The sequence below is a fragment of the Streptomyces sp. V2I9 genome, assembly GCF_030817475.1.
Taxonomy (GTDB): Bacteria; Actinomycetota; Actinomycetes; order Streptomycetales; family Streptomycetaceae; genus Streptomyces.
This window is the reverse complement of sequence record NZ_JAUSZJ010000002.1, coordinates 1540226-1553264: the sequence shown is the minus strand read 5'-3', so window position 1 is coordinate 1553264 and position 13039 is coordinate 1540226. Positions and strand designations below refer to the sequence as shown.

The window sequence follows — 13039 nt, the reverse complement described above, 5'->3', positions numbered from 1 at the left end:
CACGCCCCGAGGAGCACCCTCCGTGACCCGAACCACCCTGAGACGAGGGGCGGTGGCCGTCCTGTGCGCGGCGCTGCTGCCCGTCGTCCCTGCGGCCACCGCCGCCGCCTCGCCCCGGCCGCCGGCCCCGCCGTCGGACGCGAAGCTCGCCCGTGAGGCGGCCCGGCACGACCTCACGCGCGAGCAGTTCTACTTCGTGCTGCCCGACCGCTTCGCCAACGGCGACGCCTCCAACGACCGCGGCGGGCTGACCGGTTCACGCCTCGACCACGGCTACGACCCCGGTGACAAGGGGTTCTACCAGGGCGGCGACCTCAAGGGCCTGACCCAGAAGCTCGACTACATCAAGGGCCTCGGCACCACCGCCATCTGGATGGCCCCGATCTTCAAGAACCGGCCCGTCCAGGGCACCGGCAAGGACGCATCGGCCGGCTACCACGGCTACTGGATCACCGACTTCACCCAGGTCGATCCGCACTTCGGCACCAACGCCGACCTGGAGAAGCTGATCGACAAGGCCCACGCCAAGGGCATGAAGGTCTTCTTCGACGTCATCACCAACCACACCGCCGACACCGTCGACCACGCCGAGAAGGCCTACGGCTACAAGCCGAAGGGCGCTTTCCCCTACCTCGACCGGGACGGCCGTCCCTTCGACGACCGCGAAGGCGTGAAGAAGGTGGACCGGGACTCCTTCCCGTACACCCCCGTCCAGGCCCCCGGCACCGCCGCGAAGGTGCCGTCCTGGCTCGACGACCCGACCATGTACCACAACCGGGGCGACTCGACGTGGGCCGGGGAGTCCAACGAATACGGTGACTTCTCCGGGCTCGACGATCTGTGGACCGAGCGTCCCGAGGTCGTGCGGGGCATGGCGAGGATCTACGAGAAGTGGGTCCGCGACTTCGACATCGACGGCTTCCGCATCGACACCGTCAAACACGTCGACCTGGACTTCTGGACCCAGTGGGCCACTGCGCTCGACGACTACGCCGCGAAGCGCGGCCGGGACGACTTCTTCCTGTTCGGCGAGGTCTACTCCGCCGACACCGAGATCACCGCCCCCTACGTCACCCGCGGCCGGCTGGACTCCACGCTGGACTTCCCCTTCCAGGACGCCGCCCGGCAGCTCGCCTCCCGGGGCGCGTCCGCCGACAAGCTCGCCTCGGTGTACGGGAACGACTACCGCTACACCACCGACAAGGCCAACGCCTACGAGCAGGTCACCTTCCTCGGCAACCACGACATGGGCCGCATCGGGACCTTCCTGAAGCAGGACAACCCGGACGCCGGCGACGCGGAGCTGCTGAAGCGGGCCCGGCTCGCCAACGAGCTGATGTTCCTCGGCCGCGGCAACCCGGTCGTCTACTACGGCGACGAGCAGGGCTTCACCGGGGCGGGCGGCGACAAGGACTCCCGCCAGACCCTCTTCGCCTCGAAGACCGCCGACTACCTCGACGACGACCAGCTCGGCACCGACCGCACCCACGCCTCCGACGCGTACGACACCGCGCACCCGCTCTACCGCTCCATCGCCGCGCTGGCGAAGCTCACCGGGGAACACCCGGCACTGCGCGACGGCACCCAGATCGAGCGGTTCGCGGAAGGCCCGGTGTACGCCGCCTCGCGTATCGACACCCGGCGTCCGTACGAATACCTCGTCGCCTCCAACAACGGCACGACCCCGCGGACGGTCCAGCTCGCCACCGAGTCGGCCGGCATGGACTTCCGTACCGTGTACGGCGGTTCGGAGGTGGTGCGCAGCGGCAAGGACAAGAAGGCCACCGTCACCGTGCCCGCCCTCTCCAGCGTCGTGCTGAAGGCGGACCGGGCCGTCGGCGCCCCCGCCGCCGAGCCGGTGGTCTCGCTGAAGGCCCCGGCCGCCGGCGCGACCGGCACCGTCGAGATCGGCGCCGACGTGGACGGCGGGCAGCTCAACAGGGTCGTCTTCGCCGCGCAGGTCGGCAACGGGAAGTGGAAGACGCTCGGTTCGGCCGACCACGCCCCGTACAAGGTCACCCAGTACCTCGACGGGACGGTGAAGGCGGGCACCCCGCTGCGCTACAAGGCCGTCGCCGTCGACCGGACGGGCCGCACCTCCGGCGCCCTCGCCTCCACCACCGCCGGGCAGGCCCCGCCGAAGCCGAGGCCCGTCGCCGTCGAGCGCGACCGGGCCGTGGTCCACTACCGGCGCGCGGACGGCGACTACGACGGCTGGCAGCTGAAGTCCGGTGGGAGGACGGCCGAGTTCATCGGACGGGACGCCTACGGCGCGTTCGCCTGGGTCGACCTGGAGAAGGGCACCGACTCCGTCGCGTACACCGTCGAGAAGAACGGCACGGCGGACGGGCCGCAGCGGACCATCGACCTCGGCGTGACCGGACAGGTCTGGATCGAGCAGGGCAAGGACGGCCAGAGGACCGAGGCCCCCGAGGCCCCGCCGCAGGACACCGCCAAGGCGGTCCTCCACTACCACCGCCCGGACGGGAACTACGACGGCTGGGGGCTGCACACCTGGGCCGGGGCGAAGGAGCCCACCGACTGGGCCGAACCGCTGATGCCCGTGAAGAAGGACGCCTACGGGGTCACCTTCGAGGTGCCGCTCGTGGACGGGGCCACCACGCTCAGCTACATCCTGCACAAGGGCGACGAGAAGGACCTGCCCAGCGACCAGTCCCTCGACCTCGCCACCTACGGCCATGAGGTCTGGATGCTCGGCGGCAAGCCCGGCTACCTCCTCCCGCAGGCCGGTGGCGGCGCCGCCCCCGACCTGTCCAAGGCCGAGGCGCAGTGGATCGACGCGAACACCGTGGTCTGGAAGGTGAAGACCACCGACGCCACCAGCCAGCAGCTCGTGTACGCCCAGGAGGGCGACATCTCCGTCGTCGACGGGGCGCTCTCCCACGAGGGCCAGTGGCTGCGGCTCACGCCGGCCGCGCTGAGCGACGCCCAGAAGGCGAAGCACCCGCACCTGAAGGACTACCCGGCGTTCACCGTGGACGCCCGTGACCGCGACCGCGTCCGGGAATCCCTGCGCGGCCAGCTCGTCGCCACCCAGCGCGCCGCCAACGGCGCCCTGCTCGCCGCCACCGGCGTCCAGACGGCCGGAATCCTGGACGACCTGTACGGGAAGAAGGCGGCCTCCGCCCGGCTCGGGCCGGTCTTCGAGAAGTCGACGCCCACGCTCTCCGTGTGGGCCCCCACCGCCCGGACCGTCGCCCTCGAACTCGACGGCCGCACCGTCCCGATGAAGCGCGACGACCGCACCGGCGTCTGGTCGGTCACCGGGAAGAGGAACTGGCAGGGCAAGCCCTACCGGTACGCGGTGACCGTCTGGGCCCCCACCGTCCAGAAGGTCGTCACCAACAAGGTCACCGACCCCTACTCCACCGCCCTGACCGCCGACTCCGCCCGCAGCCTCGTCGTCGACCTCGCCGACCCGAAGCTCGCGCCGCGCGGCTGGTCCGGTCTGAGGAAGCCCGCCGCCACCCCGCTGCGGGACGCCCAGATCCAGGAGCTGCACGTCCGGGACTTCTCCATCACGGACCGCACGGCCAAGCACCCCGGTGAGTACCGGGCCTTCACCGACACCCGCTCGAAGGGCATGCGGCACCTCCAGAAGCTCGCCGACTCCGGCACCAGCTACGTCCACCTGCTGCCCGTCTTCGACATCGGGACCGTCCCGGAGAAGAAGAAGGACCAGGCGAAGCCCGGCTGCGACCTCGCCGCCCACGCCCCCGACTCCGAGAAGCAGCAGGAGTGCGTGAGCAGGGCCGCCGCCGAGGACGGCTTCAACTGGGGCTACGACCCGCTGCACTACACCGTCCCCGAGGGCTCCTACGCCTCCGACCCGGACGGCACCGCCCGCACGGTCGAGTTCCGGCAGATGGTCCAGGGCCTCAACCGGGCCGGACTGCGCACCGTCATGGACGTCGTCTACAACCACACCGTCGCCTCCGGGCAGGACGACAAGTCGGTCCTCGACAGGATCGTGCCCGGCTACTACCAGCGGCTCCTGGAGGACGGCACCGTCGCCACCTCCACCTGCTGCGCCAACACCGCGCCCGAGAACACCATGATGGGCAAGCTCGTCGTGGACTCCGTCGTCACCTGGGCGAAGGAGTACAAGGTCGACGGCTTCCGCTTCGACCTGATGGGCCACCACCCCAAGGACAACATCCTCGCCGTCCGCGAGGCGCTCGACTCCCTCACGCCCGCGAAGGACGGCGTCGACGGAAAGAAGATCATCCTGTACGGGGAGGGCTGGAACTTCGGCGAGATCGCGGACGACGCCCGCTTCGTCCAGGCCACCCAGAAGAACATGGCCGGCACCGGCATCGCCACCTTCTCCGACCGGGCCCGCGACGCCGTGCGCGGCGGCGGCCCCTTCGACGAGGACCCCGGCGTCCAGGGCTTCGCCTCCGGCCTCTACACCGACCCCAACGCCTCACCCGCCAACGGCACCCGCGCCGAGCAGAAGGCCCGGCTGCTCCACTACCAGGACCTGATCAAGGTCGGCCTCACCGGCAACCTCGCTGACTACACCTTCACCGACACCTCCGGGCGCACGGTCAAGGGCTCCGACGTCGACTACAACGGGGCCCCCGCCGGCTACGCGGCCGCGCCCGGCGACGCCCTCGCCTACTCCGACGCCCACGACAACGAGACCCTCTTCGACGCCCTCGCCTTCAAGCTCCCGGCCACCACCCCGGCCGCCGAGCGGGCCAGGGCCCAGGTGGTGGCCATGGCCGCCTCCGTCCTCTCCCAGGGGCCCTCGCTCTCCCAGGCGGGCACCGACCTGCTGCGCTCCAAGTCCCTGGACCGCAACTCCTACGACAGCGGCGACTGGTTCAACGCCCTGCACTGGGACTGCCGCGACGGCAACGGCTTCGGCCGGGGCCTCCCGCCCGCCGCCGACAACCGCGACAAGTGGCCGTACGCCAAGCCGCTGCTGGCCGCGACCGGCACGATCGCCCCGCGGTGCGCCCAGATCGACGGGGCGTCCGCCGCCTACCGCGACCTGCTCACCATCCGCTCCACCGAGAAGGAGTTCTCCCTGCGCACCGCGGACCAGGTCCGGTCCGCGCTCTCCTTCCCGCTCTCCGGCACGGACGAGACCCCCGGCGTGATCACCATGCGCCTCGGCAAGCTGGTCGTCGTCATCAACGCGGCTCCCACCACCGCCGAACAGCGGCTCGCCGCGCCGAACGGCAGGACGTACGCGCTGCACCCGGTCCAGGCCGAAGGCGCGGACTCCACGGTCAAACGAGCCAGGTACGACGGGAAATCGGCCACTTTCACCGTTCCGGGACGCACGGCGGCCGTCTTCACCCTGCGCTGACCTCTCGCCGCATTACGGTGACGGCAGACGTCGGCGACGGAGCCGCGACTGCCGTCCCGGTCCACCGGGCCGGTCCCTCCTCCCCGCACGGGGAAGCGGGACCGGCCCGGTGCGCGTGGCGGTCCGTCCGGGGCGGCCGGCCGACGCTTCCTGCTCCAGCGCGCGGACGGTGACGATGACCACGGTGGGACACCTCCCCGAGGAGACCAGCAGCTTCGTCGGGAGGCGGGCCGAACTGGTCCGGCTGCACGCCGCGTTGACCGTTCACCGGATGACCACCCTGGTCGGCACCGGAGGCGTCGGCAAGACCCGGCTCGCGCTCCGGGCCGCGCGCGCCGCCGCCGGCCGCTACGAGGACGGCGCCTGGTGGGCCGACCTCTCGGCGCTCCCCGACCACGGGCTGCTGCTCCCCACCGTCTCGGACGCGGTCGGACTGGCCGACCACAGCCTGCGGATGCCCGTCGAGACGCTCTGCGAGTGGCTGGAGGACAAGCACCTCCTGCTGGTCCTCGACTCCGCCGAACACCTCCGCGTCCCCTGCTCCCATCTGCTGGCGGAGGTCCTGACCACCTCACCGGGACTGACCGCCCTGGTCACCAGCCGTCAGCCGCTCGGCACGCGCGGCGAGCACGTCATCGCGGTGCCGCCGCTCCCGGTCGACGGCGCGCCCGACGCCCTCCAGCTCTTCGCCGACCGGCTGCGCTCCGCCGACCCCCGCGCCGGTCTCGACACCCCCGGTGACGAGGCGGCCGCCACCGAGATCTGCCGCCGCCTCGAAGGCATCCCGCTCGCCATCGAACTGGCCGTCGCGAGCATCGGCCGGTACAGCGTGGCCCAGCTCGCGGCCCGCGTCGGCAGCCGTTTCGACGTCCCCGCGCAGCACGGCGGCGGGCCGGCGGCGTGCGGCGGCTTCCCGAGGACGCCCGCCGCCTCCGGCCCTTCCGCCGGGGCTCCCGCGGCCTCCGGGGCTCCTGCGGCCTCCGGGACCCCCGCCGCCCTCGGGGCTTCCGCGTCCGACACCTCCCGGCTCGACCTTCCCGCCGACGCGACGGCCTGGCCCCGCCGCCACCGCACCCTGCGTACCGCCATCGGCTGGTCGCACGAGCTGTGCACCCCGCTGGAACGCCTCCTGTGGGCCCGCCTCACCCCGCTGCGCACCGACTTCGACGCGGCCGTCGCCCGCGAGGTCTGCGCCGGGGGCCCGCTCACGGAGGCCGAGGTGGACCGGGCGCTCCAGGGTCTCGTCGCCCAGTCCGTCGTCCAGCGTGACGGCGACCGCTACCGGATGCTCGACACCCTGCGCGAGTACGGCCGGATGTGGCTCACCGAGCTGGGGGAGGCCCGTGCCGCCGCCGACCGGCATGCCGCCGGCTTCCTGGGCCTCGCCCGCCGCGCCCACGACGGGTGGACCGGGCCCGACCAGGTGTCCTGGTACCACAAGGTGTCCGACGCCCACCTCGACCTCTGCGCGGCCCTGGAGCACCTGCTCGCCCACGACGTCGCCGGAGCCCAGGAGATGGCGGGACGGGTCGGCTTCTTCTGGGCCTGCTGCGGCCATCTCTCCGAGGCCCGGAACTACGCGCAGCGCGCCCTGGACGCGGGCCCGGTCGAGGGCCCCCACCGGACCAGGCTGCAGTGGGTCCTCGGCGTCGCGGCCCTGCTCCAGGGCGACTTCGGGACCGCCGAGAAGTACGCGGCTCTCTGCAAGGCCACCGCCCTGTACGACCGGAACGACGAGGGCATGCTCGGCGCGACGTACCTCTGCGGCCTCACCCTGCTGATGACGGGGGAGCCGGCCGCCGCCCGGGAGGCGGCCGAGCGCGTCCTGCGGATGACCGGCAGCGTGCCCGCGGACTCCGCCCACCGGCTGCGCTGCCGCCTCATCACGGTCTTCGCGCTCACCGCGCTCGGCCGGCTCACCGAGTCCGAGGCGGCGGCCACCGCGCTGCGCCGGGCCTGTGAACGGGCCGGCGAGTACTGGACCCGCTCCTACGTCGACTACCAGCTCGCCCTCATCGCCCTGCTCCAGGGCCGCCCGGCCGCCTCCGCCGCGCACGCCCGGTCGATGCTCGCGGGCAAGCACCGGCTCCGTGACAGCTTCGGCATCGCACTGGGCCTGGACCTCCTGGCCGCCGCCATCGCCGCCCAGGGCGCGGGCGCGCAGGCCGCCCGGGTCTACGGCACCGGCCACGCGTACTGGCGCATGGTCGGCCACCCCCAGCGCGGTACGCCCGAGCTGGGGCCGATCCGCGAGACCTGCGAGCTCCAGGCGCGGGCGGCCGTGGGGGACGAGGCGTACCAGCGGGCGTTCGACCGCGGCCGGACGGACAACGCGGAGGTCGGCCTCGCGGCGGCGCTGGCCACCGACCTCCAGGTCTGAGCCCGCCTCCGCGCCGTGGGCCGGCGCGCACGCCCGCGTACACCTCACGCTCCTCCGGCCGCCCGCACCCCCGGTGGTGCGCCCGCGCACCCGGTCATGCGCTCGCCCCGGATTCGTCCGCACGCGCCCCGGACTACCCGCGTCCGGCCCGGATGGGTAAGGTTAGGCATACCTAAGTAGTCGCTCAGGTGTCATCGATCCCCCTGGAGGCCCCGGATGCGTCCCACCCGCCCCCGCGCCACGCAGCCGACCCGCGCCGAACGCGTCCGGTCGATCCTGGCCGTCGCCCACTCCATGACGGTGGTCAGCGACGGGCTGCACACCGAAGTGCGCCGCCTGGACGGCGAGACCGCGATGGGCCACATCCACCTGCACGCCCCGGACGGCGCCGGCCACGCGCCGAGCGCCGAACGCGTCCCGGCCCGCCTGGAGTTCACGGACATCGCCCCCACCTCCGTACGCGACCGGCTGCGCGCCCGCGTCACGGTCACCGGGCTGCTCGCCGCCCCGTACGGCACCGGCGCCGAGCGGAGCACCTGCATGGAGTTCGGGCAGGCCGTCCTGGAGGACGCGGAAGGGCGCACCTTCGTCACCCTGGAGGAGCTGGAGGAGACGGACGCCGACCCCATCGCCGCGTGCGAGGCGGGCATGCTCACCCACCTGGTCGACGACCACGCCGAACTGGTCCCCCTGCTCCTGCGCCTCGTCCGCCCCCGTCCCGAGCGCGGCATGACGCGGGCGCTGCCGCTGGCGATGGACCGCTACGGGGTCACCCTGCGGCTCGAATACCCGCACACCCACGAGGACGTCCGGCTGCCGTTCCCCCGCCCGGTCACCGAGATCGACCAGGCGGGGCCGCAGATCCACGCCCTGCTGGCCGCCGCCCGCCGCGTCTCCCACCGCAACGGCCTGCCCGCCTGACCGGGGGCGTCGAGGTCAGCGCGGCAGCCGCTGCACCGGTACGGCGGGTACCGCCGGGGCGAGCGCCGAGAGCCGCGACAGCAGCTCCCCGAACGGCCCGTCCGCCGGCTCCTGGGACAGCACCCGCAGCACGATGCCCGCCATCTCCTGGTCGTACGCCGCGCTGACCGCGGCGAGCGCCGCGAAATCGTGCACCAGCTGCAACTCCAGCTCGGCGCGCGGGACACGCCGCCCGTCCAGCCAGAGCAGCGCCGTCGACTCGGCGAGGGAGACCCAGGAACGGACCACCACGACCAGCCGGGCGGGCGGTTCGCTCACCCCGAGATGCGCGATGATCTGCTCGTACGCGGCCTGCCGCACCCCGTCGATCATCGCGTTCGCCGTCGAGGAGCCGACCGCCGGCCCCCCGCGCATCAGCGCCGAGAAGCCGGGGCCGTGCTCGTCGACGAAGTCGAAGAAACGCCCCATCACCCGCAACAGCCGTGCTCCCAGGGGACCTTCGGGCGGCTCCAGGAAGCGGGCCGCCAGCTCGTCGGCGGCCCTCCGCAGCGCCGCCTCGTACAGGCTCTGCTTGCCGGGGAAGTAGTGGTAGACCAGCGGACGGGAGATCCCCGCGGCGGCGGCGATCTCGTCGATCGACACCTCGTCGGGCGAACGGCGGCTGAACAAGTCCAGCGCCACGCCGATCAGTTGTTGCCTGCGCTCGTCGACGCCCATCCTGCGCCGCACCCCGGTCGTCATACCCGACAGCCTATCCGGGGCGCCCGCGCATGCCTCACCGGCCCGCGAGGGCGCCGCGCCGGCCGGCCACGCCCTACAGGTCCAGCACCAGGCGCTCCCCCCGGCAGCGCGAGACGCAGATCAGCATCGAGTCGCCCCGCTCGCCCTCGGTCAGCAGGTCGTCCCGGTGGTCGATCTCGCCCTCCAGCACCCGCTGCTGGCAGGTCCCGCAGAACCCCTGCTCGCAGGAGTACGACACATGGGGCACGGCCGTGCGGACCGCGTCCAGCACCGACTGTCCGGCGGCCACCGGCACCGTACGCCCGCTGCGCCGCAACTCCACCTCGAACGGCCCGGAACCGGCCCCCGCCGCGCCCCCCGTCGCGGCCGAGAACCGCTCCAGGTGCAGCGCGCAGCCCTCGGGGAGCGCGGTGGCGACCGCGTCCATCAGGGGCTCGGGCCCGCAGCAGTACACGGCGGTGCCCGGGGCGAGGCCGGCGAGCGCCCCCGCGATGTCCGGGTGCCCGGCCTCGTCGCGGGCCACGACCGTGACCCGGTCCCCGTCCGCGCCGAGCTTCTCGATCTCCTCCAGGAACGGCATCGACGCCCGCGACCGCCCCCCGTACAGCAGCCGCCAGTCGGCCCCCGACGCGGCCAGCGCCCGCAGCATCGGCAGGACCGGGGTGATGCCGATGCCGCCGACGACGAAGAGGTACGCCGGGGCCTCGGCCAGCGGGAAGCGGTTGCGCGGCCCGCGCACCTCGACCTCCAGGCCCTCCTGGAGCTGCTCGTGCACCTCCCGCGAACCGCCCCGGCCGTCCGCGACCAGCCGCGTCGCCACCGTGTAGGCCCCGGAGTCCTCCGGATCGCCGCACAGCGAGTACTGGCGCACCAGACCGGACGGCAGCACCAGGTCCAGATGGGCACCGGGCGTCCAGGAAGGCAGATCGGGTCCCTCCAGCCGGAGTTGGACGACGCCGTCGGCGATCACGGTCCGCCCGGTGATGAGCAGCCGGCGGACCGCCGTCGCGCGCCGCTTCGAGTGGCCCGACACGGGCTCGGGCAGGGCGGGCAGCGGCCACAGCGGGGACCGGGCGATCCGGCGCTTCAGCGCCCGCCGGGTCAGCAGTGCCGCGCCCGAGACCAGCACGACGGTACGGAGACGGGGCAGAGCCATGGGTCAGGCCCCCTTCGCGGTCTCGGCCTCGGCGGCGAGGGCGGCGGGGGAGCGGGTCAGGTACTCCACGGCCTGGGCCGTACTGCCCTCCTGCGAGGGGTGGTAGGACCGGCTCAGATAGGTGGGGACGGACCGCAGGATCGCCCCCGTGCCGGGCAGCGTGCCCTGCTTCCCGCTCGCGTGGAACGCCTTGAACGACGCCTTGCCCTCCAGCGGCGTCGGGTCGTTCTCCATGAAGAAGCGGACGCCGCGCTGCCACAGGAACACCAGCGCCGAGAACGCCGTCGCCCAGGTGCGCACCCGCCGCCGGTAGCCCCCGTCCACGTGCATGAAGACGTCGAAGGCCACCGACCGGTGCTCGACCTCCTCCGCCCCGTGCCAGCGCAGCAGGTCCAGCATGGTCGGGTCCGCGCCACGGCGGTCCAGTGCCTCGGCGTTGAGTATCCAGTCACCGAGGAACGCGGTGTAGTGCTCGATCGCGGCGATCAGCGCCACCCGCTCCATCAGCCACCACCGCGACGCCCGCCCCGGTGGCAGGGTCCGGTCGCCGAGCAGCTTCTCGAAGAACCAGTCGACCTGCGCGGTGTACGGGGTCGGGTCGAGGCCCAACTCCCGCAGATGCGGCAGGACGTCGTCGTGCGCCTGGGAGTGCACCGCCTCCTGCCCGATGAACCCGATGACGTCCTCGCGGAGCCGGTCGTCGTGGATGTACGGGAGTATCTGCCGGTACACATGGATGAACCAGCGCTCCCCGGCCGGGAGCAGGAGGTGGAGCACGTTGATGGTGTGCGTGGTGAACGGGTCGCCGGGCACCCAGTGCAGAGGGGTCTTCTCCCAGGCGAAGGACACCTTGCGGGCCTTGAGAGGCGTCCGCTCCGACGCGACCGCCGCTGGCTGCGTGTTAGACATGGTGTCAATGTACTGACGGGTATGCGGGGGGACCAGGGGCGTGCACCGACTTCCGCCCCCCCCGTTCCGTCGCGGAAATCCGGGCGCGCTCAGAATGGCCGGGCACCATGATGGCCCGTATGGCCAATCCTGTGCGGGCCCGCTCCTTCGACGCCGTCGCCGCAGCCTGCGACGCGCACCGCCCCTCCTGTCCGCCGGCCCTCTTCGACGCCGTCGAGGAACTGGCCGGGCTGCCGCTCGCGGGCGCTCGGGTCGCGGATGTCGGTGCGGGGACCGGACTCGGCACCGCGCGGCTGTACGGGCGCGGGGCCGAGGTCACCGCGGTGGAGCCGGGCGACGGGATGGCCGGACAGTTCCGCCGGAGCCTGCCGGACGTCTCTCTGGTCCGGGGCGACGGGAACAGCCTGCCGCTGCGGACCGGCTCCATGGACCTGATCACGTATGCCCAGTCGTGGCACTGGGCCGACCCCGCCCGCTCGGTCCCGGAGGCCCGCCGGGTGCTGCGGGAGGGCGGGGCGCTCGCCCTGTGGTGGAACGACGGCGACCCGGCCGTGGAGTGGCTCGTCGGCCAGGAGGACCGGATGCGGGCGTTCTTCGGGGTGGAGGCCCCCGCCGTTCCGTCGCATGAGGCCCGCTTCCGGGCCGCGCTGCCCGACGGGCTCGACTCCCGTACCCGGCGGGTGGCGTGGAGCCGCCGCGTACCGATCGAGCGGCACATCGCCAACCTGGCGGCCTACTCCGACTTCCTGACGGGCGATCCGGTGGCGGTCCGGTCGTTCCTCGACCGCGAACGGGCAGTGCTGGAGGCCCTGTTCCCGGGCGGCGAGGTCGAGGAGGCGTATGTCGTGAGCCTTGCCGTGGCCCACCGCTGAGCCCGCTTCCGGGTGTGGTGCGGAACGGTCCGGTGGCTGTCCGGTGACGGTGACGACGGCTGCCGGATCGGCCCGCGCCGCGACCGGTCGCCGGCGGTCCGGAGGCGGCCGCGAGGCCGTGCGGCCGGCTCGGGGCGCGGTGGGGACCGCCGGGCCGCGACTCTCAGGCGAACGTGGCCAGTTGCGCGTCCACCGGGGCGCCCGTGAGCCGGTTGGCCAGCGTCGAGAGGGTGTACGCCCCGATGCCCAGCACCACTTCGAGGGCGTTCTGCTCGGTGTAGCCGTACGCCAGGAACTCCCGCAGGGCCGTGTCGTCCACCGCTCCCGCCGAGGCGATCACCTCCAGCGTGAACCGCCGTACGGTCTCCAGCCGTTCGTCGGGCAGTGCGGGACCCTCGGGGTCGCGCAGGGCGGCGATCAGCGCCGGACCGGCACCGAGGGAGGTCAGCTTCGCGGTGTGCATCGCGACGCAGACGTGGCAGTCGTTGCGCGTGGCCACGGTCATGATCAGGACCTCGCGGGAGAGCGGGTCCAGGGTGCAGGACTCGAAGATCGCGCTGATCTTCAGGAAGCCGTCCAGGGTGTGGGGCGAGGCGGCGAGCCGGGCGATGGCGGCGGGCCGGTAGCCCAGCCGCTCCGTCACCGCCTCCATGGCGCGTCGCGAGCCGGGCGGGGCGGTCTCGGGGGTGAGGTCGGGAAAGGGCATGGCGGGGCCTCCT

General features: G+C 73.1%; 8 protein-coding genes. 4 read left to right on the top strand and 4 right to left on the bottom strand.

Annotated elements, in window-relative coordinates:
- The first annotated feature begins 22 nt into the window (after positions 1–22).
- The 3 genes from pulA (at position 23) to QFZ71_RS06935 (ending at position 8642) form a co-directional block, all read left to right on the top strand.
- Entirely contained in the window at positions 23–5341 is a 5319-nt protein-coding gene (gene pulA, locus QFZ71_RS06945; RefSeq protein ID WP_307667381.1) for a pullulanase-type alpha-1,6-glucosidase, read from the top strand.
- Between the two features lie 175 nt (positions 5342–5516).
- Positions 5517–7721: a regulator gene (locus QFZ71_RS06940; RefSeq protein WP_307667380.1), complete on the top strand. Its 2205-nt coding sequence runs from the start codon at positions 5517–5519 to the stop codon at positions 7719–7721.
- A gap of 216 nt (positions 7722–7937) precedes the next feature.
- Positions 7938–8642: a DUF2470 domain-containing protein gene (locus QFZ71_RS06935; RefSeq protein WP_307667379.1), complete on the top strand. Its 705-nt coding sequence runs from the start codon at positions 7938–7940 to the stop codon at positions 8640–8642.
- 15 nt (positions 8643–8657) lie between these two features.
- Here the strand turns inward: QFZ71_RS06935 and QFZ71_RS06930 are convergent, their stop codons facing one another.
- The 3 genes from QFZ71_RS06930 to QFZ71_RS06920 form a co-directional block, all read right to left on the bottom strand.
- Positions 8658–9383, bottom strand: a complete 726-nt coding sequence (locus QFZ71_RS06930; protein WP_307667378.1) for a TetR/AcrR family transcriptional regulator — start codon at positions 9381–9383, stop codon at positions 8658–8660.
- Between the two features lie 73 nt (positions 9384–9456).
- On the bottom strand, positions 9457–10539 hold the full coding sequence (locus tag QFZ71_RS06925) for a PDR/VanB family oxidoreductase (protein ID WP_307667377.1): 1083 nt from the start codon (positions 10537–10539) through the stop codon (positions 9457–9459).
- 3 nt (positions 10540–10542) lie between these two features.
- Positions 10543–11448 (bottom strand): metal-dependent hydrolase, encoded by a 906-nt coding sequence (locus QFZ71_RS06920; RefSeq protein WP_307667376.1) that lies wholly within the window; start codon positions 11446–11448, stop codon positions 10543–10545.
- Between the two features lie 119 nt (positions 11449–11567).
- Between QFZ71_RS06920 and QFZ71_RS06915 the strand changes: the two genes are divergently transcribed.
- Complete coding sequence (locus QFZ71_RS06915) at positions 11568–12320, top strand: class I SAM-dependent methyltransferase (protein WP_307667375.1); 753 nt, start codon at positions 11568–11570, stop codon at positions 12318–12320.
- Between the two features lie 163 nt (positions 12321–12483).
- On the opposite strand, the gene QFZ71_RS06910 is transcribed toward QFZ71_RS06915, so the two are convergent.
- Positions 12484–13026, bottom strand: a complete 543-nt coding sequence (locus QFZ71_RS06910) for a carboxymuconolactone decarboxylase family protein (protein ID WP_307667374.1) — start codon at positions 13024–13026, stop codon at positions 12484–12486.
- Between the last annotated feature and the right edge of the window lie 13 nt (positions 13027–13039).

Bases quoted from the DNA above. Each gene is read 5' to 3' on its own strand.
- QFZ71_RS06920 (WP_307667376.1), bottom strand. From the start codon at position 11,448: ATGTCTAACACGCAGCCAGCGGCGGTCGCGTCGGAGCGGACGCCTCTC.
- QFZ71_RS06940 (WP_307667380.1), top strand. From the start codon at position 5,517: ATGACCACGGTGGGACACCTCCCCGAGGAGACCAGCAGCTTCGTCGGG.
- QFZ71_RS06930 (WP_307667378.1), bottom strand. From the start codon at position 9,383: ATGACGACCGGGGTGCGGCGCAGGATGGGCGTCGACGAGCGCAGGCAA.
- QFZ71_RS06925 (WP_307667377.1), bottom strand. From the start codon at position 10,539: ATGGCTCTGCCCCGTCTCCGTACCGTCGTGCTGGTCTCGGGCGCGGCA.
- QFZ71_RS06935 (WP_307667379.1), top strand. From the start codon at position 7,938: ATGCGTCCCACCCGCCCCCGCGCCACGCAGCCGACCCGCGCCGAACGC.
- QFZ71_RS06915 (WP_307667375.1), top strand. From the start codon at position 11,568: ATGGCCAATCCTGTGCGGGCCCGCTCCTTCGACGCCGTCGCCGCAGCC.
- QFZ71_RS06910 (WP_307667374.1), bottom strand. From the start codon at position 13,026: ATGCCCTTTCCCGACCTCACCCCCGAGACCGCCCCGCCCGGCTCGCGA.